Below are 22,897 nucleotides of genomic sequence, written 5' to 3'. Positions count from 1 at the left end.
GGGAAGATGTATGCGCTATTATGGAAGGTGCTGATACGAGATGTCAAACAAACGGTACGAGGTCGAAGAAAACGAAGTTAGCGTAGTTCCTTTTGACCCAAATTGGTTCGTTTTATATACCGAGGAAGCACGCAGCTTAAGAAATGCAATAAACGATATCGTTCATTCAATTGAACATTTCGGAAGTACTTCCGTAGAAGGGCTGGATGCTAAGCCTATTGTAGATATTCTGGTTGGGATACAATCTGATGTTAGTCTGACGGAAGCTCATATTGAAGCTCTCGCAGAGTTAGATTATGAATTTTTAGGCGAGGATGGGCGAAGAGCTGGTCGATTTTTCTTCCGAAAAAGAGGGTTGAATAACTTTAATGTAAGTTTCGTACCAGTTGATGGAGACTTGTGGAGAGATAATGTCGTATTGCGTGATTATTTGCGTGCTCATCCCGATGAAGTTCGTCGCTATGCTGCAATTAAAAAAGCAGCGGCGCAAACATCACCCAATAGCTTACTGGGATATCAGAACTATAAGCGCTATTTTATAGAGGAAATGAAAGAACGTGCGCGAGCTTGGTGCGGAACGATATGAAAGCAAAAAAGATTGTACTAACGGGTGAACGTTAGTTCAATCTTTTTTTATCTTACGACACTGACGATCCGATTTCGGCCTTCTTCTTTTGCTTTATACAAAGCTTTATCTACAGATTCAAGCAATTCATTTAGATAGGAATGGGGACTCTTTAGACTTTCCATGGTGAAATTATTAATCGTTAGCAATCCAATACTTATCGTAATCGATAAAGAATGTGGTATATCTTTCACGATCATCTTATTGGATTCAACGGTGGATTTGACTCGCTCAGCTAAGAAATTTGCCTGTAATTGACTCGTTCGCGGTAAATAGATCATAAACTCCTCCCCGCCATAACGAGCCAAAAGGTCTGTTTGACGGAGGGTTTGTCGAATTGCTGCCACCGTGCTAAGTATCATTTGATCACCGACTAAATGGCCGTAACTGTCGTTAATTAACTTAAAATAGTCGATATCTAATAAAATGACTGAGAATGGGATTTGGTGTTTGATATTATTCATTACTTCATACTCTAACTTTTGTGTCAGGTAACGGCGGTTATAAATACCTGTTAGCCCATCGGTTATGGCCATCTTTTCGAGTTTCCGGTTTGTTAGTGAGAGTTCATCTTGTTTAATAATTAACGATTGGTTGCGTTCATGCAGGATTTCGTTCTGAGAATTCGTTTCATGAATGAGGCGATAAAATTCACTCACATCTTGAAAAGTGATAACACGTCCCACCATTTCACTATCCACACGGATAGGTGCTGTTTGAATATTCACATACCGTTCATTAGGGAACTGTATTTCGATTTGAGTTCGCTTCAAAGGGTGCATTTGATACGTTTGAAGGAACAAATGAATATTGCTCTTAGATTGCCCTTTAGAGAGTAGATTGGCCATATCAAAACGGGAACCTATACGAAAACTAATATGAGGAAGTAGAGTGCGATTTATTTCTACAACTACTTCATTATCATTGAGTACCAGAATCCCATGATCGATAGTGTCTATAATATCTTGATGAGCTATTTTTACAATATCAAATGCTTTATCGCGATGAATGGCTATGACAAAGAAAATAGCAGAAAGTAATATGCCTAAGGATGTCAACCCTGGAATGGCGGGTAAAGGTAAATGAAGGACAACATTTAAGAATATATCTAAACATATAAATACGGTCATTACCGTAATTCCTTTAAACACTTGCTTGACCTGCGTTTTGATACGTAGTGACTTGTCGGATATTAATGCCCGACTCATCAGATAAAGCGAAACTATCATATAGCCGATCAAAACAGTAATGAGAACCCAAAACAGGGGACCATAAGTCCTGTGGATGTAATTACCCTGCAAAGGTAGAACGAACTTCCCATTTGGATTCACAATCACGCAAATTGCTACTAATATAGCCGGAACAAAAAGAAATACTGACATTTTTTTTCTCAGAAATCGTGCATGTCCAGTGAGAAATATGGTGAAAAGAAGCCAACCGACGGCTATCAGGCACATATCAATAAAAGATAGTTTTAAATAAAATAATTGAACTTGGGGAGTGTCCACTGCTTTAATGGCAAATTGGCAGATAGGCCAGAACATCATACAAAAATGGAACGTTAAATAAACTTTGTGCAGAATCGTGATGGTTACGGAAGCAAATACATAGACAAATAATGCAAACAAAAGTAAAAACAAGGTCAAGTCAGTAAACGACAAAAAATCCATGTTACACCCTCTAAAGTAATAATAATATTCATATAATTACTAGCTTTAGGTTAAAAGTCCTGCTTCATTGTACGAATATATTATTTAAGTGAAAATATCTCAACTTTTCGTTAAATGACATATGCCGGAAACGTTCATCGTTCAGGATTGACAGATTTTTTCATTTCGTCGTGTTGGACTGTGATATAATAATTTTTGGAATAAAAGTGAGGTGTATCATCATCAATAAAAAAGCGTTAAGCATTATATTCTTTATCATAGGCGGGCTTGCGTTACTGCCATATCCTTTCTTGATGATTGCAAACATCATGCAGATTGCCGGGGTTCGGTCGGAAGGCGATAGCGCTCTGTTATTATTTGTCGTATACGCATTCGTGATCGTGTCCAGCTTGTATTTGATTACGTATTTGGTATGTTTGATTCTCGCGATCGTCAAGCGGAAGCAAGGATTTTTACTGATTTCGGCCATTCCACTTTATCATTTGGTCTTGGTTTTTGTGTTGCTTTTGGTTTGGTTCTTATTTGAGTAGGACACCAATTAGAAGATGATTACTTGTTTGAAAATGAAGCATAGGCAGCCGGTTGGCTGCCTTTTCTCGATTGATGGGGTAGATAAGGAAATGAATCCAAAATAATGCTTTGTAGGAGTTTACATGGAAAAGAACTTGGATAGGAATTGGAGAATGCAACAGCTAATAAGCAAACAAAAGTTAAAACATAAAAAAGAGTATGGGGTACTCTTTGAGGAATGTATGAATGTTTTGGGAAATGAAGTTTCCATCTTGTCCAAAGTAGATGGAGAAGAAGCTTACGATTGTCTCCAAAAAACCTATCCATTTTCACCTTGGTCAAGGATTGATTGGGAGCATGTAAGCTCCAAAATGGTCGTTGATAATGCGAAAGAACTTGAGAAGTATCTTAGCAAAGAACTTGATGAGAGTGATGAAAATGTATTCATCCTCTGGAGCTATGGAGATTTCCCTGTGTTAAAGACTCAACTTCAAAAAGCTTTAGAGGTAATAGATGATTTAAGGTCTGTTAGCTCGGATATCTTTATTCTATCACCATCTAGATTCGTAATTGAATGTTATCATGAGGGGGAAATCACCATCGGTTTCCGAAATTGATATTATACCATTTTATAAGTGAATTTTTAGCTAAAAACTAAGGGAGGGTATCGAAATCATGAGATTTTTTGAAAATTTCAATCTCACCGATTTTTGGAAGAAAAGTGAATATGCATTAAAGGCATATGTGGAAGATTATCCATCAGATGAACTTATTAAATCAATCGAAAAAGAATTGAATTACAAATTACCGACTTCTTATGTAAGTCTAATGAAAGTACAGAATGGCGGAATACCGAAAAATACTTGTTTTCCCACTACCAGTCCAACATCATGGGCGGAAGACCACATCGCAATTACAGGTATTATGGGTATTGGACGTACTAAAAGTTACTCGTTATGCGGAAATCTCGGGAGTCAGTTTATGATTGATGATTGGCAATATCCAGCGATTGGAATAGTAATATGCGACTGTCCCTCTGCTGGTCATGATGTAATCATGCTTGATTATCGAAAGTGCGGCAAAGACGGAGAGCCGGAAGTAGTTCACGTCGATCAAGAATGTGATTATCATATTACGTTTCTGGCGAAAGATTTTGAAACTTTTATTATGGGATTAGTCAATGATGAAGAATTCGATTAATGTAGAGCAATAGATGAATTACGGTAAGTGCTCTTACAAACTATGGAATAACGTTTTCTTGATATCAATAGTAGTTAATTTGGAGGAAATTTGATGAAACGCACAGCTGATATCCTGATTCGAGGAAACAGCAGTTTATATAATAAAATTTGTAGTCAATTTGAAGGTAGGCTGGATCAGTTAAAATTAGAACCAAGCGGTCTCCAAATAGTAATAGATGAAGAGAAACGAGAATATCAAGAATTAATGTTAATGATCAACAGAGAAGGTATTAAATATTCTATTACAGAAACCAGAGAGTACACAAAGAAAGAATTGAAGGAAGCAAAGTTTTTTCATGTAGGAGTTTTCTATCCATGGGAGCAGGATGCCCTCAAGAATGCTGAATATTATGGGACAAAGTACGTCCAGGACCATCACTGTGAACACTGTGGTAAGGTTCAGACTTCTGAATTAAAGTTGGATGTGAAGAAAATTGGTAAGCATCATTTAATTCATATTAGACCTGAACTAATTATTAGCGAATATGCTAAAGAGGTTATTGAGAGCAGTCAGCTAAGCGGATACGAAATCCTTCCCGCCAGTGATTATAAGACTCGGTATGATCAAAAGGTATATCATCTGGTTATTAAGAGTATTTTGCCACCATTTGATAATCATGTACGTTGTGACCCGTATGAACATTATCCTGCTAGTGATTGCGATATTTGCAGTTTGAGAGGCTTTCCTCGGTCAGAATTTGTTTACAGAGAAGAAGAAGTGGAGAAGTTCCAGGACTTTAATTTAACTTTTGAGTACTTGAACGCTTATCAGAATCGTTTGTTAATCATAAGCACTGAAGTAAAAGAAATTTTTCATAATCATAAAATAAAGCTGCTTAGACCAGAACCAGTTAGATTCATATAAAGAAAGTTTATTACTAGTACCAAAATACGTCTAACAATGTGATAATTCTAATATCCGGATTCTGACGCTTTACAAATAAGTAATCCGCGTAGTATCAATAGATTCAATCTAAACGTTATATTCCTCGAGAATAAGTAATGAAGAATCTAGAAAAAAAGTAGAGACCATAGCTCATTGTTATGGTCTCTTCCTATGAAGTGGTCAGTCAAACTCTCAAGATCTACCACTGAACCGTTTGATCGCTTCCTCGGTCACCGGTGTGAAGAGGTTAATCAGGTTACCGTCCGGATCGCGAAACAGCACAGCACGGTTCCCCCACGGCATCGTGGTTGGTTCGTTTACCCACTCGTCGACAAACGGCTTCAAGCGCTCGTATTCGGCATCGACATCTTGGACGTGAAACTCGATGATGACTGTCCGATTGTTAGCCGCCACAGCGGAACCAGCGCCGAACAATTGTACCGTCTGGGAGTGGCCGATCGCCAGGGTGCACGATGGCACAACAAGTTCGGCAAAGACGGGCGCGGGGCGTTCCGCCGAGACTCCCAAGACTTTCTCATAGAAATCGACGAGACGATCCACGTCGTCGGTAATGATGCGTACAGATGCAAAATTCATGAGATACCATCCTTCCTATAATAGATGATACCACTCAGTATCATATCTTTTTGGGCCAAAATTCTTCGCATTTAATTCCCACTCCTTTCATTTACTTACTCCGATTATATAAAAACGTTACTGACAACAGTGTGTCAGTAGCATTTAACCATGCAATTTGAAATCCCCAAATTTTAATTATGAAGTCCTGTCCGTCAACGCGGCAATCCTCTCATTCATATTGCCACGTAATCGCCCGCCATGATAGCAGATGACAGTTTCAATGTCATACATGTTGAGCTTCTTCAATGATTGAAGCGCAGCTCTCAAATTCGGTGTTAAGGCTACAATTGGGCCTTTGAGTTCTCCATTTTCGATTACCATAGCATCTCCCGCAATTAACGTCTTGCTGGGCTGATGATAGAAACAGACATGTCCAGGTGTATGGCCAGGCGTGTGAATCACTTTGATCCCGCCAGCAAATGGCAGTGTTTCGCCGTCTACCAATGTACGATTAACATTTGCACTCGTGGGCTTAACGTAAGCTGCTTCAAAATCACTTTGTATCTTCTTCGGAAGTGTAGCCAACAGACCGAATAGTCTTTCCAATGGTATTTTAAGCATCGGCTGTTTCCCATTAATAACTGCCTGATCCTTTTCATGAGCATAAACAAGTAGCCCCGGATTATCTGCTATAAAGGTTGGAAGGCCCCCGATATGATCAATATCTTGATGGGTTAAAAGGATGGTGCTAAGACGTTGTTTAATGCCCGCTCGCTGAATTAGCTCCAAAATTGCTGGGGCAGAGCCAGGCATCCCTGTGTCAATCAGTATCGACTCCTGTTTGTCGAATAATACAGTCGGGCAGATCGTCATCATCCCCCAATTTAGCTCTAACATTTCAATACCGTCTGCAATCCGCATCTCTCAGCCTCCATTATGTATGGTATATTAAAGTAACAGATGTTGCCTTAATGAGAAATATACAACCGTCGAATGAATGGAAACAACCAACAATCGTAGCAGGAATGTTGCTATAGCGATAAAGTAGATAAATTGTCGGGGAAGGTATGATGAAAATGGGGACAAAAGTATTGAACGTACGAAATACACAAACAAAACAGTCACTAATCAACGCATTTTTGCAGTTAGTTTCTGAAAAGGATTTTGAAAAAATAAGAATAGCAGATATTTCCCAAAGAGCACACGTGAATAGGGCTACTTTTTATGCACATTTCAATGATAAGTACGAGTTATTGGACTATATGATTGGAGACTCCGCTTCTGCTGCAATTGTGGAATTTACTTCAGGAACTGTGACATTCGATCAGGATAGCATCTTTCAGCTCGTTTTAGGAGCATGTTATTTTTATCAACAACCGAAAATGAAATGCCGCAGCAGCTATATAGGTTTAGTCGTACCACAACTGAAAGAAAAAATGATAAATGAGTTGAAAATCTATTTGATGAAAAGTTTAGAGAGTATGCAAACAGAAACTGAAAGGAATTTTTATGTGCCTATATTTGCAAACATCATCAATGAAGGTGCACTTCAATGGGCTTCTGGCAAAGTTACAATGAATCAAGAGGAAATAGCGAGGAGAGTCTCATTATTAGTAATAGGAGGATATCAGCTTTCCGAGGAAAGAATTGTATAACAAGTTTAAAATGAAAAAAACACCGGATACCTTAAGCAGGTGACCGGTGTTTTCTATTAGCGTTTAGGCATTTTGCTCTCATCCATGTACAACAGGTTCCAGCGGTGACCGTCCAAGTCGGCAAAACCTGCACCGTACATCCAACCGTCCGTTTCACTCGGCTTGCCAAAGATGCTTCCTCCGGCAAACTCTACTTTTTGAATAAAGGTATCAACTTCTTCTCTGCTCTTAGCGCCTATGGAAAATATGACTTCTGCGCTATGGGAAGTATCTGCGATTTTTGAACCTGTAAATTTCTCAAACACCGTATCCGGGAACAGTAAAATCGTTGTTTGGCCTATGGCAAGCTTGGCTCTCTCGTTACCCATACTCACTGCTTGGAACCCAATCTCATTAAAAAAGGCGGTTGACCTCTCAACATCTTTGACCGGCAAGTTAATCCAAATCTCTTGTGACATGGCTATAGCCTCCTGGAATATATTTTCAACTACTTCAACTATACTCTATTTCAGGCCGCAGAAGCGAATTGCATCATTTACGACTGCTCAGAAAGGGTTCGCATTTTTCGAAGTGATGGGAATAGATACATCCAAAGCCCCGCGATTGCAAGCGTACCAAGACCACCGACGAATACCGCAGGAACTGCTCCAATAAATCCGGCTAAAGTCCCCGACTCAAACTCTCCCAACTGATTAGAGGTACCGATAAAGAGGGAGTTAACGGCATTGACCCGCCCCCGCATTTCATCCGGAGTTTGCAGTTGTACGAGAGATGACCGAATGATGACACTAATCACATCTGAAGCACCAATGAAGAATAATGCCACAAGGGAAACGAATAAATGGCTCGAAACTGCGAAAAGCATAGTTGCTAATCCGAAGACGGCGAGGGCTGCAAACAGAATGTAGCCAACAGCTTTTTTCAGTGGATAATAGACCAAGACAATTGACATTAACAAGGCACCGATGGCTGGTGCAGTCCTCATTAAGCCTAGTCCCCATGGTCCTGTATGAAGAATATCCTGTGAAAAAATTGGCAATAAAGCAGTTGCACCACCCAACAGCACAGCAAAAAGGTCAAGTGATATCGTCCCAAGGATGATCGGTTGGCGGTAAACAAACATGATGCCAAAGAAGAGGGAACGTAGAGACACCGGCTCAGATTTGCGCACGATAGGCGTTGAACGGATGAAGAAGGTTAGGATGCCCGCGGTTAAAAGAGCGAGCGAGGCAGCTGTATAAACAAAAGATGAGCCTGCCCAATATAGTAATCCCCCCATGGAGGGTCCAAGTATCTGTGATAATTGTCCGACCGAGGTGTTCCACGATATCGCCTGTTGAAGGAATTCCTTTGGTACCAATTGAGGCAGCAAAGCTGAAGAGGAAGGACCTTCGAATGCTCGGCATGCTCCTAAAATGGCCGCCATTACTAGGATATGATTCTGACCTAACGAATTTGTAAGACTACCTGATAAAAGCAATAAGGCGATAACGCCCTCTACGATTTGGCAGAGAAAGACGATATATCGCCGATCATAGCGGTCAGCGAAATGCCCAACGACCAAGGTCAGCAGAACCATGGGGAGAAATTGGGCTAGTCCAACAAGACCGAGACTGAAGGCATCATGGGTTAACTCATACATTTGCCAACCGATCGCTACAGAAAGCATCTGGAAGGCAATTGAGGATAACATTCGTGATATCCAATAGTTCTTATAATAGGGGATTTGTTGAATTGAACTGCTTGATGAGGCCAATTGTATGACACATCCTTTCGTCTAATAACTCATAAATTGTATTATATGCCTTACTCAAAAAAGAAGTCTATAGCCATATTGTTTTGTTAACGGCGTCTCCGAAAGGGTGATCACTTATGAGAGCAGGGGAAGTCCGCAAGTCTAAGCCCCGCTTGTATCCGTTTCCAGGTCAGGTCCTTTGGCAGAACCACAATACAACAGCTGCCCAGACCGTCAATTTTTCGATCATAGGCGATTGTCATGTCGGCTATTCGAACAGCTTGAGTATTTTTAAAAGCATACTGCCCAAGGCCGTTCGTCCTGGGAGTACGAGGTTTGTTATTTTTGGCGGTGATAACAAACATGGGTCGAAAGGCGCGCAGGCGGATAGCGATTACCAGGCGTTCAAGGATGCTGTTACGAGCGAGCTCGGGACCAGCATTCCATACAAGGCATCCATCGGGAATTGGGAGGACGATACGCGGGAGCAATTCCGGAAATATTTGAATCCGGTGCTTGGTATGATGAATTTTCCGGGGACAGGTGGCAGGGTGAAGTATGTCTGGCTTGATAACGCACCGGGTAAGTTCAGCTATGACAGCATATCCCTGCTGAAATCGCTCAGCGCTAACTACTACTATATTATCGATTGCCACTGGCCGCTACGTGTGAACGGCATTACGGTGGACTCCTCGCATGTGCTGAGCACAGAGGAGACAGGGCATTTCTTCAGGTCGATTCCGGTAAGCGTCCGGGATAAAGTGCTCGGCATTTTTACGCATCATGCGCACACGTTCTTTGAAAATACCTCAACCATCTACACGGGATTTGCTGAAACAAGGTTCTATGTTTGCGGCTGTTCCGGCGCCTATAACTGTCGATGCAACAGATCGTCATGCGGGAGGGGGTATTACCAAGCGTCGCTCACCCTACAAGGCAACCAGGTTACTCTTTCCAAGGTAACGCCAGGTAAAATGTGAGCTAAATGAATTTTCCAAAGCGTTCACTCAACCGGGTGAACGCTTTTTTTTAGCAGGCTGATGGCGAGGTAATGACGCAACCGAATTTATACTCCCGAAAACTTCCCCGGTTATTTCCCAGTTGTTTCCCGGATTTATCCCAAACATTTCCCAGCGGTGTCTCAAGAAAAGTGAATTGCACGTGTTGTATGCTAATTCCAGCACTTAAATACAATTCATTTGACAAAGGGAGAGAATGGAATCTATGACATTGAAGTTCAGCAAACGAAAACAAACCTCAGTCATCACATTTTTACTGGCGGGGTGTTTGGGATTCGGCAGCATCGCCGGTGCTTTTGGCGAAACGCCTCCTGCAAGCGTGCAGATCAAGGAGTTTAGCCTGCTTGATACGTCATCTGACATCGTAGGTGCAGCTGATTTTACACCTGAGGGCAACAAGGACGGTCACTTCAAGCTACGGCTGAGTCTAGCTCAGAATACGGTTATCAATTCCGTCGTATTACGTTCCACGGATGCTTATGGTAAGGATAATTACCAAGGGGTATGGAGAACCAACCATGTAACAACGGGGTGGCTACTCGGCATTGTGCAAGATAAAACGGTTACATCGTCAAGTGGTACATCACATGAAAGCATCGTCATTAATCCAGGGTTTCGAAAGGATGTAAAAGAGCCCGTCGGTGAATTTGAGGGAGAGCTTAACTTGGACCTCTACGCCAGCGATAACGGCACGATCAAGGAAACGCAATATTATGTTTTAGAAATTTTGACTCCTCAAGGGACCGTAGTTTCCAAACCGATAAAGTACAAAAGTCCGATGACAACAGGGGAGAGTACTGGCTCTACAAGCCCGACTCCGCAACCTGTACCAACACCTCAGCCCCCAACCCCAGCGCCAACATCAGATAGTCCGCTAATTCATGTGCTTTTTAATGGTCAAGAGCTTCAGTTCGATCAAGTCACTCCTATGCTGAAAGATGGTTCAACACTTGTCCCGTTCCGTAAATTATTTGAAACGCTGGGCTTCGAGGTTCAGTGGAAGGAGACTGACGGGTCCCAGAAAGCAATCGGAATCAAAGATGGACTCAAGATTGAATTGACAATTAACAGTACCACCGCATTCGTGAATGGTAAAAACGTAAGCTTGGATGTCCCTGCCCAAATCCTGAATGGGAGCACCTTAGTCCCGCTTCGCTTTGTAGCGGAAAACAGCGGATACAAGGTGTCGTACTCTAGAAATGGTAACGAGGCGACAGTTCGGATTGATGAAACTGATGAAGCTCCAAACACACCAACACCATCACCAACCCCTTCTCCTGCTCCAATCCCGGATCCGGTAAAAGAGGTGGCTGAGCCTTATGTCGTTAAAGGTTATGTGCGTGATGCAAAAGGCCAGCCTCTCTCTGATATTGTTGTATTCGCCGATGACACAATGCTTTACGACAGCAATATTCTTGGCGTTACCGATGAATCGGGACACTATCGGATCGAGCTGCCTCAGATAGCTACATCATGGCATATGGGCGCTGATATAACGAAATCATTTAACGAAATGGATTATACCTTCCATTTAAACGTTGATAAAGATCTTCCGTTTTCGGGAAGCACTGGAGCCGTCCGCAATTTTACTTGGAGCAAATTTGATGGAATGATTTATATATATCCGAATTTCACATCATCGGACGATTCACTGCCGGAGTTCGATATGAGCGATCTGGAAATCACGCTGACTCCTGCCGGCCCACTGCTCGATGGTAGTGCCGGTCGTACGATAACGAAACGCGGAGGTCCGATTTCAAATGGAGCGGGCATTGATCAAATACCGATTGGCCGTTACAAGGCTACCGCCAGATGGGTGCCAGAGGGGCATGCGCCAATTTCCTTACAGATTAGTGACTCAACCGGCAAATACGCAGCTTCTGTCGAATTTGAATTCGGTCCTCCTGTAGGCGTATCTACAACTAATTATCTCGCAGAACTTAACGTTAAAATACCTTAAATCGACATTCAAACAACAAGCGATTAGGCTGCCGAATGGCAGTCTTTTTTGCATGCTGTATATTTAAACCTTCCTATACGCAAAAAAACCGACCACACGGCCGGAGTTCCTTGCTGCAACTTATACGGTTAATTCTTTTGAATTTTTTACCTTGGTGAAAAAATTTCCCGTCCATATCATATAGCCCATTCCCACATACACCAAGCCCCAGAAGAAGGCAAACCATTTCTCAAGCCCCGGCATACCGAACGAGATGAGCATGAGAATAAAAAGAATAATCGTCCAGCGGGGAAATACTTTACCTCTAAAAGTAACAATCATTAAAATTATAGTTCCAAGCAGCATCCCCATACCGGAGACAGCTCCGGTGAGATCAACGAACAGCTGCCCTTTTTTCGCATATTCGCCGTATGCAAACAAACCGTAAAAGTTAGAGGCAACAAGCAAATTGCCAACCATGATAAGCAGTGTAGAAATGAAGCCCAACACGCCGGTCTCCTTTGACTGTGCCATATATAGCGCAATAGAACTGATCGCCATCAGGATACAAGCGATAAACCCGCAAATCACTTCTGGCGTGCTATCATCTCCCCAGATGAGCGAAGATGGTGTCATTCCGATTCGAATGATTCCAGCTAAGAAACAGATAAATCCAAGTGATTTCACAACTTTGTCTACGGTCATTTTGAATAACCTCCTATATTTATTGACTTCCATGTTACTAATTGTACCAACGGATAGTTCCTGTCAACGAGAGTATCCCCTACCTAGTGAAGACAGGAAGATTTATGGGTAGATCCGGGAAGCAATCCACAAGTCATATACAGATTCAGGGGCAGCAGTTATAATTTCCATATAGCTTTCATTGGCTAATTAGGAGGAGAGATGAGGCTCTTAAGAATGAAACTGAGTAGTCAAATGGAGTGGCTATTGCAGGTGCTTATGATTGCAATCAGCGCGATTATGGTTATTTTCTTCATAAGCAGTATCTCAGGTTATTATGAAACGCTGCGCGATCAATGCCTCTTGCAGTCATGCGGTTCATCGGCTCCAGTTCCACCGACCACGCTTGAGGCACTGAATCAGATCAGCTTAACGGTTGATTCGTATGCGGCGGCTTTAGTCGCGATTGACAGCGGGCTTGCATTTCTTTTCTATACGGGTGCCGGTATCATCCTCTGGAAGAGCAGGCGAGAGAAGATTGGAAAGCTTGCCATGCTCGCGCTCGTTGCATATGGGACTACGTTTCCCTCGCTCGTCTATATTGCTTCTGAAGGGAGCGAGACATTTCAGAGATGGCCGGATGGCATCAGTACAATCGGTTGGATAACGCTATTTTTGTTTTTTTTATTATTTCCGAGCGGAAAGCTAACGCCCTATTGGACACTCTTTGTTTGGATCCCGTTTAGTTTGGTACAAATTTTGAGCTTTTTATTTCCGGAAACCGTTATAGATTTGCAACAATGGTCCCCAACTGCGAGGATTTTGTATTATTTATCTGCCATCGGCAGTATGATTTATTCGCAAATTTATCGATATCGAAAGGTTTCTAATGCCGAGCAGAAGCAGCAGACAAAATGGGTTGTCTATGGCGTTACCATTTCGTTTCTTGGTTTTTTTGGAATAGGTGCCTTTTTTGTTGCTGATGCGGCGTTCAGCCCGCTCTCTTATATTTATTTAACGATCGCTTTACATGTTTTTGTTTCTATCATTCCCTTGACGCTTGCATTTGCCACCCTTCGCCATCGCTTATGGGATATCGATCCGCTCGTTAATCGGACCATTGTCTATGGTGTGTTGTCCCTTGCCATTGTGATCGTTTATTCTGCCTCTGTCCTATATTTAAGCAGTGTGTTCCGAACGGATAAAAGCTATATTATCTCACTGATCGCAACTTCCATCGTCGCTATTCTTTTCGCACCGCTTAAGCAATGGCTTCAGCGTATCGTGAATCGCTTGATGAAAGGCAGGCACGATGATCCGTTTGCTGTGCTTGTCGAATTGGGAGATAGTCTGATAAAACCGATGGCGCCAGAAAAGGTGCTAGATGCCGTCGCTCGAACCATTCAAGATGCGCTTCGCCTTCCCCATGTCAGTATCTCGATTGGAATGAACGGTCAGGAAACGATGGTGATATCCGTCGGTGAAAAGAAATATGAGTTGCATGCTTTTCCTCTTATTCACAGCGGTGAAGAGCTCGGTACGCTCTGGTTGTCGAGTCGTTCGCCAGGAGAGGCGTTCAGCTCGGAAGATAGCAGGTTGTTGGATGTACTGCTTCGTCAAGCTGTGCCAATCGCTAAAAACATAAAAATGACCGCTGGTATGAAGCTACTGGCCAAAGATTTGCAGGAATCGCGCGAACGTCTGGTGCTTGCTCGTGAGGAGGAGAGAAGGCAAATCCGCAGAAATCTTCACGATGAGCTTGCTCCGCGCTTGATGTCGCTCGCGTTTAACGTAGCGGCTGCGGAGCAGTATATTCGCAAAAGTCCGGATACCGCGATTGGACTACTGGGAGAGCTAAGGCAGGAAATCCGTACTACGGTTAACGATATCCGTACAATGGTACACGATTTGCGTCCACCAACGTTGGATGAATTCGGGCTGCTTGGTTCAATTGAGGCACGTATTGAAGAGATCTTGAAGACGTCCGCTCAAATGGCAGCTACACGGGATCATGACGCAATTCGTGTGAAACTACACGTGCTGGAGGAGCTTCCAATTTTACCGGCAGCGGTGGAGGTAGCGGTGTATCGCATCGTAACAGAGTCTTTAGTTAACGTCATAAGGCATGCGGAGGCAACAATTTGCGATGTACATATACGGTTGATTGCGGCGCAAGAGTTGCAAGTCGAAGTTATTGATAACGGGAAGGGCATTCCAATTCCTATAAAGCCATCCGTAAATGGAGGCATTGGGCTGACCTCAATTCGCGAGAGAGCGGGAGAAATTGGCGGTCAATGCCTATTTGAAAGATTGGAAACAGGTGGTACGCGTGTAATGGCGCTGCTGCCGCTATTGCGTGGGGAGGAAATAAAGTGAGAATTTTGCTCGCAGACGATCATCCGCTATTTCGCGGAGGCGTGCGCAACTTAATTGGTACTACAGAAGATCTACAAGTAATAGGGGAAGCTTCGAACGGGGAAGAAGCGGTGCAGTTGGCTCTCACCTTATCACCTGACGTCATTGTTATGGACATTCGGATGCCGGGTATTAATGGGATTGAAGCGACGAGAATGATTAGGGAGAAGCAAGCTGAACAAAAAATACTTATCGTAACGATGTTAAAAGACGACAAGTCCGTTTTTATGGCTATGCAAATGGGAGCACGAGGTTATGTACTTAAAGATGCGGGGGAGATGGAGCTGCTGCAGTCCATTCGAATTGTGGGTGGCGGTGGTGCTGTATTCAGCTCAGACATCGCTTCACGCATGATGCATTATTTTACGATGCCGAAGCCGTCACAGCCGTTAAATCCGGCGCTTTCCGAACTGACGGGCCGAGAGACGGAGGTGCTTGAGCTGATCGCGGACGGATACTCCAATGGACAGATTGCAAGCCGCTTACAATTGAGCGCGAAAACGGTCGCCAACCATGTCACCAATATATTAAACAAGCTTCAAGTTCAAGACCGTCACGAAGCTAAAAAGGTGCTGAGGAACTTTCATGATGCAGCGGATTTTGAAAGGTAATGTTGTTTGTGGCTACCGTATCAGGAAAGACTTTGTCATTACGACAGGGTCTTTTCTGTGTCAAGCCTGAAGCCTCCTACTTAGAAAGTATTGTGTCCATAACGATGAGTAATTTAATCTAATTATTTTGGATTGTGTAGTCTGTAGTTAACGTTTTTCAGATTTCTACCCATAATCAGCTGAATATCAGGGAATGCATTAACAAGAATTCACGCTGTGTGCAAATCCCATAATGGATTGACAGCAGTTGTGTCTTAAGTTAATATTAGAATGAACATTCGATCTAAGAAAGAGCGTAGGTGGTTATGAGGCCTCCCATTGTCTTGTCATTTATAGATTGAACGTTCGATAGAAAATTGGTCATCAATGACTGAAAAAAATCATTTGTACAAATAATATTTGGAGGAGATTCAATTATGAATAAGAAGACTATTTTTATTACAGGAACAAGCTCAGGATTGGGAAAACTGACGGCGATTCATTTTGCAAAGCTTGGTTGGAATGTGGCCGCGACGATGCGTACGCCAGAGAAGGAAACTGAGCTTACTGCATACGATAATATTAAAATCTTTAAGCTGGACGTTACGAATGTGGAACAAGTCAATTCTGCTGTTAACGATGCGATAGCAACCTTCGGGAAAATCGACGTTGTAGTTAACAATGCGGGGATGGGATCGTACGGGGCTCTGGAATTAGCCGAAGAGAGCACCATCGATTGGCAGTTTGCCGTGAATGTCCGCGGCCCGATTAACGTTATTCGTAAATTCCTGCCTCATTTCAGAGAGGTTGGCGGCGGGATGTTTATCAATATTAGTTCTTTCATGGGTGTAACTACAGCAGTACCGTTAGGTTCCCTGTACAATATGTCCAAGTTTGCTTTGGAAGGTTTGACGGAAGGTCTTTATTACGAGCTTAAGCAGCTTAACATCGAACTTCGTCTTATCGAGCAAGGCGGTTCCAAGGGTAATAATTTCGTCCATAGCGTCATCTGGAATAAAAATGAGAACATCAAAGCCTACAATGATTTAGAAAATAAAGTAGGCAATATGATGGCAAGTACACCTGAAGATCAACTCGATGATCCGCAAACGATTGTTGATGCTATTGCTGCTCAAGCAACCGGGGAAAGCAATCAATTCCGTACGCTCGTTGGTGAAGCAGGAAAAGGCCTGATGGCTCTTCGTAACTCCGTTCCGATCGAGCAATATTTGGAGACGATTGCGTCGAACTATAAATAAGTCGAAATTTAAATATTAGTTAAAAAGTAAGGTTCTTGTCAAAAGCTAAATGACAAGAACCTTATTTTATTTTCGACGGATTGTAAGAGGACTCTACTTGTTTCTTATGCGTGGGAATTTATGGATTAAAAGAACTTGAAATGATAAATTTAAAATACTTGATAGACGAAAATAACAGAAAGGAGTACAACCATGTTTGTATCTTTCAATCTAGTAACTCGATTCTTACTGGAACTGTTCCTTCTCAGTTCTTTAGGTGTCTGGGGATATCACCTTGGAGCTGGAACTTTTGCAAGATTCATCTTTTCGGGTGGGCTTCCAGTAGCAGCCGCAATCATCTGGGGACTATTTATTTCTCCAAAAGCCAGGTTCTCTCTACCAACACCCTTAGTTGTCTTCATCGAATTTTTGCTTGTGGGAGCAGCAGCTTATGGATTAATTTGGTCAGGCTATTTTATTACCGCCGTAATCTACACAGTTGCTCATATTGGAAATCGTCTTCTGCTCAGCATTTTCTTACACAAGAGAAAGGACGGGTAACGATGATTATGACCCAAAAAGAAATGATGTTCATCGTGCAATCACAGCTTGCCCTTGATTTAAATTGCTCAATCGATGACTTGAACGGTGAGAAGGATAGAATAATTTTTGTAGAAGCCAAAGAAAATCCTGGACGCAGGCCGTTTCCGAGGAAAGGACGTTATTTCGAAATTCTATCAATGGGCAAGTCAATTGTAGTCTCAGCTACACCGGAGCGGTTGCTCATTGCCAAAAAACAGATGCAGGACAAAAGCAGGGATGCCGTATTTTCCTTACCGTTTATCCGAGGTTTGTACTTGCACTTTCTGCCTGATGTAAAAAGAATAAAGCCTATATCGCCACCGGATTTTTTTTCATTTGAAATGATGAAGCGAGAAGAAGTGGTCCGTTTATTTGATGATACAAGATTCAATGAAGCTATCATATATGATTCGAATCTTCCCTGGCAGACTGACCTAGCTATGCTTGCAAAAAAAGATGGGAAAATTGTCGGTGTGGCAGGGGCAAGCAAAACCTGTTCAAAACTATGGCAAATTGGGATAGAAGTATTACCCGATTATCGTAATTTGGGATTGGCTAGTTATCTTGTAAACAGATTGACTTTTGAAATATTGGAACAGGGAGAGATACCAAGTTATGACGTAATAAGCAGTAATATCGCTTCCCAGAGAGTAGCCTATCAATTAGGGTATTTCCCCGCGTGGGTGTCTGATTGGCGATGCAATTTTGAAGGACTTGAATAGAAACTGGAGAACGCTAGTTCAATATACAGCAAACCTTCATTGCGTAACTTATTAGTTAATTAATAAACTTATTGTTGACAATATGCTAGCAATTTAGCATAATGTGACCAATGGTTCTTTTAAATATTATTTAGTTAATTAATAAGTTAACCTAAAGGAGAGTTGCCAGAAAATGACCAGCACGCATAAGTATGTTAAAAATTACCCGCGCCCACAATGGATTCGCGATGAATGGCAATTGTTAAATGGAGAATGGAACTTTCGCTTTGATGATTCATTCGAAGGAGAGCGTAACAACTGGTACAGCGATCTTCATGCGGATCGCACCATTCAAGTTCCTTTTACATATGAGACTAAGGCAAGCGGAATCGGCGAGGAGAAGTTCCATCCATGCGTTTGGTACGAACGGATCGTAGCAATTCCGGAAGAAACGAAAGATAAGCGAGTAATACTTCATTTTCAAGCCGTGGACTATTTAACTAAGCTGTGGGTGAATGGCAGTTATATCGGCTCGCATGAGGGTGGATATTCCGCGTTTTCATTTGATATTACGGATGCTGTGGAGCAAGGCAGTAATAACCGCATTTCCGTCCGGATTGAGGATGGAAACAGTACGATGCAGCCGCGCGGCAAGCAGCGTTGGACTGACAAGAACTATGGCTGCTGGTATGTGCAGACGACAGGCATCTGGCAGTCTGTATGGTTGGAATACGTCGATGCTTGCTATGTAAGCCATGCAAAAATTACGCCGAAGCTGGAGGAAGCGTCCGTTTCGTTCGAATACGAGCTGGGAAGCACCGTTCGATCTTTCGAAGGATTGTCACTCCAGACGATTGTTCGTTACGACGGCAAGCTGATTCGCTCGACCGAAACGAATGTAGATAGGAAGTTCGTGAAGGTGGATTTAAGCGTCATGAACGATGTTGGTGAATGGAAGGTCTACGCGTGGCATCCGAATCATCCGAATTTGTACGATGTGGAAGTTGTTCTGAAGAAGGACGGACAGCCGGTCGACACGGTCTACACTTATTTCGGCATGCGCCGCATTCAGATTAAGGGCAATAAGGTACTACTTAATAATCATCCGTATTATCAACGTCTGCTGCTCGATCAAGGGTATTGGGAAGATACTCATTTGACGCCACCGTCTGAAGAAGCTCTTATTGAAGATATCGAGAAAACATTAGCCCTCGGATTTAACGGTGTTCGTAAGCATCAGAAGCTGGAAGATCCTCGGTTCTTGTACTGGGCGGACCGCAAAGGGCTTTTGGTATGGTCGGAATTTGGATCCACGTATGAGTTTGGAGATGATGCGGTACATCGGTTCATGAAGGAATGGATCGAAGTTGTGCGCCAGCATTACAATCATCCGAGCATTGTCACATGGGTTCCGTTCAATGAATCGTGGGGAGTTTCGAGCATTTCTACGGACCGGAAGCAGCAGCAGTTTACTGAATCGATCTATCATTTGACCAAATCGTATGACCAAATGCGTCCTGTTATTGTGAATGACGGTTGGGAGCACACGATTTCGGATATTATAACGCTGCATGACTACGAGGAGCTAGGCTCAGTCTTCGAAGATCGGTATAAGGATCAAGAAGTACTGCTTAGCAATAAAGTACCGCATGACAAACATCGATATCCTTTTGCTAATGGATACAGCTATAAGGGGCAGCCGGTGATTATCAGTGAATATGGCGGCATCGCATTCAAGAGTGAGGAAGGTTGGGGCTACGGCAACCAAGTCAAGAATGAAGAAGAGTTTTTGGCGCGTTATGAGAGTATTACGCAGGCTATCAAAAACTTGGATTATGTTAGCGGCTTCTGTTACACACAGCTGACCGATGTGCAGCAAGAAGTGAATGGGTTATTAACGATTCAGCGTGAACCGAAAATTGAGATGGAGAAAATCAAAAAAATCAACTTGAAATAGAAGTTGTAATATCCTGAAGAAGATCTGCTACGTGTTGTAAGCAGGCTTCTTTTTTTATTTCCCAATGATGATTCCAATTAACTATTGACAATACAGTTCAGTTTGATAAACTTGGTTCAAAATGATGAACAAATTTTAAGGATAAACGGAGGCGCTTTCATATGAGATTAGATGCTGAATCGACCATTCAGGAAGTCAGAATCATCGAAATAGCCGATCATAACCTGCAAAATGAGCATAGGTACGTGGAAATTGTTTGCTATGGAGGATTAACGGGGCATGCCGGACCGTTGGACGGGCAATATCAGTTTCTTGCCGTCAAAAATAGGCTTCATGTTTTTAACAAATTTCTTGCGAAACGCGATATTTTTGATCCCGAAATTGAGTTTGCATCCCTATGGGAGGCTGTCTATCCGGAACATCCACTTTCATCTTATGAACATGGGAAAGATCCGATAAACGGTGACAATATCTGGCGTTCGCACCGTACATCGAGACATTCCGCAACAGGGGAAATCATTACGGCTTTCAGCGCAATCGATATTGCCATTTGGGATTTGCGAGGTAAGGCGAGCGCCAAACCTGTACATCAGCTACTGCATGGCGGACGCACCGAACTTGAGGCTTACGTCAGCTGCATGGGCAGCAAGACACCGCAAGAAGCGGTCGAAAAGGCGACCAATTGGTATGACAAAGGTTTCAAACGTCATAAATGCTTCCTTCCCCACAGACCAGTAGAAGCAGCAGGAGTCAAGAACAATCTTCACATTATGGAAGCGCTCCATCAAACGTTGCCGCAGGATGCGCAGGTGATGTATGACTTGAGCCGTTTAAGCGATCAGCTGGACGATCCATCCACCAGGAGCCAAAGGCTGTCTTGGGTTAACGAGATGGTCAAAGAAATGCAGAATTACCGCCCGGTTTGGATCGAAGAGCCTGTTTCCCCGGATGACATTGAGGGATACATGACGATCAAACAAGCCAATCCTTCGGCGGTGCTGGCTGGCGGGGAGCATCTTTATACGCGTTGGAGCCTGAAGCCATATCTGGATAAAGGACTACTGGATTATGTGCAATGTGATCCGGAATGGTGTGGCGGCATCTCCGAAGCAATCGCGATCTGCAAGATGGTTGAAACCTCTTACCCGAATGTCCGTGTAGTACCGCACGGCCATATGATTTTGGCAGCGTCACAAATTGTAGCAGCACAGTCTGAGGCCTTATCTCCGTTTACGGAATATTTATATCAGGTCATTCCCGATCGAAATCGTTATTTTACCTATGCACCGGAACCGGTGAACGGGATTTTGACTGTGCCGTTAGATCCCGGAGTAGGGCCGGCGCTTGACGATTCTAAATATCATATCATTCGAATTTATAAGGATGAAGAATAAAAGCAGCGGCTGATAAAGTTGTACGTACCATTTTTTAGAAATGGAAGGGAGTTTATGACCATGAACCTTAAACCAGTCATGATTCTGGCAGCAAGTGTTCTGACAATGTTCCTTTTCGAAACCGCATGCTCCTCGGACGAGCAGCTGGCTGACAAGCAGGATACGTCAGCTGCTCGCCAAAAGGTTAAAATTGATATTTGGCATTGGACAGCAGAGCCGGGAATGAAACCGGCATTTGATGCGTTTAATAAGTCGCAGGCCAATATTGAAGCCATCTTCCATCAGTTTCCCAGCACCTCGAACATTCCATCCCAAATTAATTCTTTTCTGATTTCCGGCGAAGCCATTGATGTCACTGCCCAGTTCAGCCCGGATGACCTGAGGGAGAGGGTGAAAAATAACTTGTATTTACCTCTCGACGAATTTCTAGAAGAAAACCATATCGATTATGAACAAACCTTCGGCAAAGCGATAAACGATTTAACCAAGATCAATGGGCATTATTATAGTGTTCCTTACGGGGTCAATAAATTTGCCGTGTTTTATAATAAACAATTGTTCGATGAAGCGCACGTTCCTTACCCTAAAGCGGATTGGACGTGGCAGGATTTCATGAAAACAGCCAAGCTTTTAACGAAAGGAGAGGGTGCGGATAAAATATATGGTTCCGTCATCTATCCGCTCGACAATAACATCGGCTGGAGTACGCTAGCTATTCAAACACTTGGCTTAAACGGCATGTATAAAAACGATCACGAAACGAATTTCGATCATCCCAGTTACAAGCGAAGCCTTCAGTTATTTATCGATATGCAAAATAGAGATCAATCCATTATGCCACTCACCGAATTTCCGGGGCAAAAGCTGGACATAGGGACGAATCGGACCAGTTTGTTTTTCAAAGGGAAGTTCGCGATGTTTATTGAGCCTATTTATAATATTTGGAGAAGTCGTCTTCCGGAATATAAACATGATTTCCAAATGGGGGTCGTGCAGATGCCAAGAATTGATGCTAATGCTCCTACGGTTTCCCCAATCACCTTTAGTGACATGAGTATTCCGAGAAGCAGCAAGCATCCGAAGGAAGCATTTGCGTTCATTCAATTTTATTGTTTGACGCGCCCTGATGAAACGGTGGCTCCGAAAGGAATGATGCCTGCGGCTGCACTCTCTGACCCCCAAGTCATCCAATCGGTCAATCAGTTGATTTACAGTGCGCCCGGGGTTGATGAGCAAGAAGCCAAGCAAGTATTTGAAGATCCAAATACGCGTTATGTGACTCCAGAGACAACCATTACTGTCGCCAAGAAAGAGATATTGCAGGTGGTCAGTGAAGATATCACCAAGGCATTTCTCGGAGAATGGAGTGTCGATGAGGCATTAAAGGATATGAAACAGAGATCCGACGCATGGATTGCTTCCAAAAATCAGCAGTAAAATTAGCATTTTATGAATGCGCTCTCAGATCTTATTGCGC

At 42.9% G+C, this 22,897-nt stretch carries 21 protein-coding genes and 1 pseudogene; 16 read left to right on the top strand and 6 right to left on the bottom strand.

All coding sequences use genetic code 11. The features are described 5' to 3' along the window. The first annotated feature begins 40 nt into the window (after positions 1-40). Positions 41-586, top strand: coding sequence for a GrpB family protein (locus ACKTT9_RS20925; RefSeq protein ID WP_407867443.1), 546 nt, complete (start codon positions 41-43; stop codon positions 584-586). A 47-nt stretch (positions 587-633) separates the two neighbouring features. On the opposite strand, the gene ACKTT9_RS20920 is transcribed toward ACKTT9_RS20925, so the two are convergent. Further along, positions 634-2,295, bottom strand: a complete 1,662-nt coding sequence (locus ACKTT9_RS20920) for a diguanylate cyclase (protein WP_407867442.1) — start codon at positions 2,293-2,295, stop codon at positions 634-636. Positions 2,296-2,501: 206 nt separating this feature from the next. On the opposite strand from ACKTT9_RS20920, the gene ACKTT9_RS20915 reads away from it, so the two are divergent. The 4 genes and pseudogenes from ACKTT9_RS20915 to ACKTT9_RS20900 all read left to right on the top strand — a co-directional run bounded on the left by ACKTT9_RS20915 (position 2,502) and on the right by ACKTT9_RS20900 (position 4,911). Beyond that, complete coding sequence (locus tag ACKTT9_RS20915) at positions 2,502-2,825, top strand: hypothetical protein (protein ID WP_407867441.1); 324 nt, start codon at positions 2,502-2,504, stop codon at positions 2,823-2,825. Between the two features lie 123 nt (positions 2,826-2,948). After that, the gene (locus ACKTT9_RS20910) at positions 2,949-3,422 is read left to right on the top strand and encodes a hypothetical protein (protein ID WP_407867440.1); all 474 of its coding nucleotides are present in this window, start codon (positions 2,949-2,951) and stop codon (positions 3,420-3,422) included. A gap of 58 nt (positions 3,423-3,480) precedes the next feature. Further along, a pseudogene (locus ACKTT9_RS20905) lies at positions 3,481-4,002 on the top strand (SMI1/KNR4 family protein); the annotation flags it as partial. A 96-nt stretch (positions 4,003-4,098) separates the two neighbouring features. Next, entirely contained in the window at positions 4,099-4,911 is an 813-nt protein-coding gene (locus tag ACKTT9_RS20900) for a hypothetical protein (RefSeq protein ID WP_407867439.1), read from the top strand. A gap of 213 nt (positions 4,912-5,124) precedes the next feature. Here ACKTT9_RS20900 and ACKTT9_RS20895 read toward each other — a convergent pair whose 3' ends face one another. Both ACKTT9_RS20895 and ACKTT9_RS20890 read right to left on the bottom strand, forming a co-directional pair. Continuing rightward, entirely contained in the window at positions 5,125-5,529 is a 405-nt protein-coding gene (locus tag ACKTT9_RS20895) for a VOC family protein (RefSeq protein ID WP_407867438.1), read from the bottom strand. Positions 5,530-5,706: 177 nt separating this feature from the next. Continuing rightward, complete coding sequence (locus ACKTT9_RS20890; protein ID WP_407867437.1) at positions 5,707-6,432, bottom strand: MBL fold metallo-hydrolase; 726 nt, start codon at positions 6,430-6,432, stop codon at positions 5,707-5,709. 155 nt (positions 6,433-6,587) lie between these two features. Between ACKTT9_RS20890 and ACKTT9_RS20885 the strand changes: the two genes are divergently transcribed. Beyond that, a complete protein-coding gene (locus ACKTT9_RS20885; protein WP_407867436.1) occupies positions 6,588-7,166 on the top strand; it encodes a TetR/AcrR family transcriptional regulator in 579 nt (192 codons plus the stop codon). Between the two features lie 56 nt (positions 7,167-7,222). On the opposite strand, the gene ACKTT9_RS20880 is transcribed toward ACKTT9_RS20885, so the two are convergent. Continuing rightward, positions 7,223-7,624, bottom strand: coding sequence for a VOC family protein (locus ACKTT9_RS20880; RefSeq protein WP_157320562.1), 402 nt, complete (start codon positions 7,622-7,624; stop codon positions 7,223-7,225). A gap of 77 nt (positions 7,625-7,701) precedes the next feature. Further along, positions 7,702-8,922, bottom strand: a complete 1,221-nt coding sequence (locus tag ACKTT9_RS20875; RefSeq protein ID WP_407867435.1) for an MFS transporter — start codon at positions 8,920-8,922, stop codon at positions 7,702-7,704. Positions 8,923-9,038: 116 nt separating this feature from the next. Here ACKTT9_RS20875 and ACKTT9_RS20870 point away from each other — a divergent pair, with 116 nt between their 5' ends. Continuing rightward, positions 9,039-9,881, top strand: coding sequence for a metallophosphoesterase (locus ACKTT9_RS20870; protein ID WP_407867434.1), 843 nt, complete (start codon positions 9,039-9,041; stop codon positions 9,879-9,881). Positions 9,882-10,125: 244 nt separating this feature from the next. Further along, positions 10,126-11,880 (top strand): copper amine oxidase N-terminal domain-containing protein, encoded by a 1,755-nt coding sequence (locus tag ACKTT9_RS20865; protein ID WP_407867433.1) that lies wholly within the window; start codon positions 10,126-10,128, stop codon positions 11,878-11,880. Between the two features lie 120 nt (positions 11,881-12,000). Here ACKTT9_RS20865 and ACKTT9_RS20860 read toward each other — a convergent pair whose 3' ends face one another. Beyond that, positions 12,001-12,564, bottom strand: a complete 564-nt coding sequence (locus ACKTT9_RS20860) for a hypothetical protein (RefSeq protein ID WP_407867432.1) — start codon at positions 12,562-12,564, stop codon at positions 12,001-12,003. Between the two features lie 216 nt (positions 12,565-12,780). Between ACKTT9_RS20860 and ACKTT9_RS20855 the strand changes: the two genes are divergently transcribed. The 8 genes from ACKTT9_RS20855 (at position 12,781) to ACKTT9_RS20820 (ending at position 22,857) form a co-directional block, all read left to right on the top strand. After that, positions 12,781-14,919 carry a sensor histidine kinase gene (locus tag ACKTT9_RS20855; protein WP_407867431.1) on the top strand — a complete coding sequence of 713 codons (2,139 nt, stop codon included), beginning with the start codon at positions 12,781-12,783 and terminating at the stop codon, positions 14,917-14,919. Beyond that, positions 14,916-15,569, top strand: a complete 654-nt coding sequence (locus tag ACKTT9_RS20850) for a response regulator (RefSeq protein WP_407867430.1) — start codon at positions 14,916-14,918, stop codon at positions 15,567-15,569. Before ACKTT9_RS20855 ends, ACKTT9_RS20850 begins: the two co-directional genes overlap by 4 nt. A gap of 416 nt (positions 15,570-15,985) precedes the next feature. Beyond that, positions 15,986-16,807: an SDR family oxidoreductase gene (locus ACKTT9_RS20845; protein WP_407867429.1), complete on the top strand. Its 822-nt coding sequence runs from the start codon at positions 15,986-15,988 to the stop codon at positions 16,805-16,807. A gap of 192 nt (positions 16,808-16,999) precedes the next feature. After that, positions 17,000-17,347, top strand: a complete 348-nt coding sequence (locus tag ACKTT9_RS20840; protein WP_407867428.1) for a YrdB family protein — start codon at positions 17,000-17,002, stop codon at positions 17,345-17,347. Between the two features lie 2 nt (positions 17,348-17,349). Then, a complete protein-coding gene (locus ACKTT9_RS20835; RefSeq protein WP_407867427.1) occupies positions 17,350-18,090 on the top strand; it encodes a GNAT family N-acetyltransferase in 741 nt (246 codons plus the stop codon). A 172-nt stretch (positions 18,091-18,262) separates the two neighbouring features. Further along, entirely contained in the window at positions 18,263-20,026 is a 1,764-nt protein-coding gene (locus tag ACKTT9_RS20830; RefSeq protein WP_407867426.1) for a glycoside hydrolase family 2 protein, read from the top strand. Positions 20,027-20,187: 161 nt separating this feature from the next. Continuing rightward, positions 20,188-21,420: a mandelate racemase/muconate lactonizing enzyme family protein gene (locus ACKTT9_RS20825; protein ID WP_407867425.1), complete on the top strand. Its 1,233-nt coding sequence runs from the start codon at positions 20,188-20,190 to the stop codon at positions 21,418-21,420. A gap of 60 nt (positions 21,421-21,480) precedes the next feature. Beyond that, positions 21,481-22,857, top strand: a complete 1,377-nt coding sequence (locus ACKTT9_RS20820; protein WP_407867424.1) for an ABC transporter substrate-binding protein — start codon at positions 21,481-21,483, stop codon at positions 22,855-22,857. Positions 22,858-22,897: the final 40 nt, after the last annotated feature.

This window comes from Paenibacillus sp. P36 (genome assembly GCF_045866505.1).
In the GTDB taxonomy this organism is placed as follows: Bacteria; Bacillota; Bacilli; order Paenibacillales; family NBRC-103111; genus Paenibacillus_E; species Paenibacillus_E chondroitinus.
Note: the sequence above shows the minus strand (reverse complement) of the source record. Positions and strands in the feature narration are given on the sequence as shown.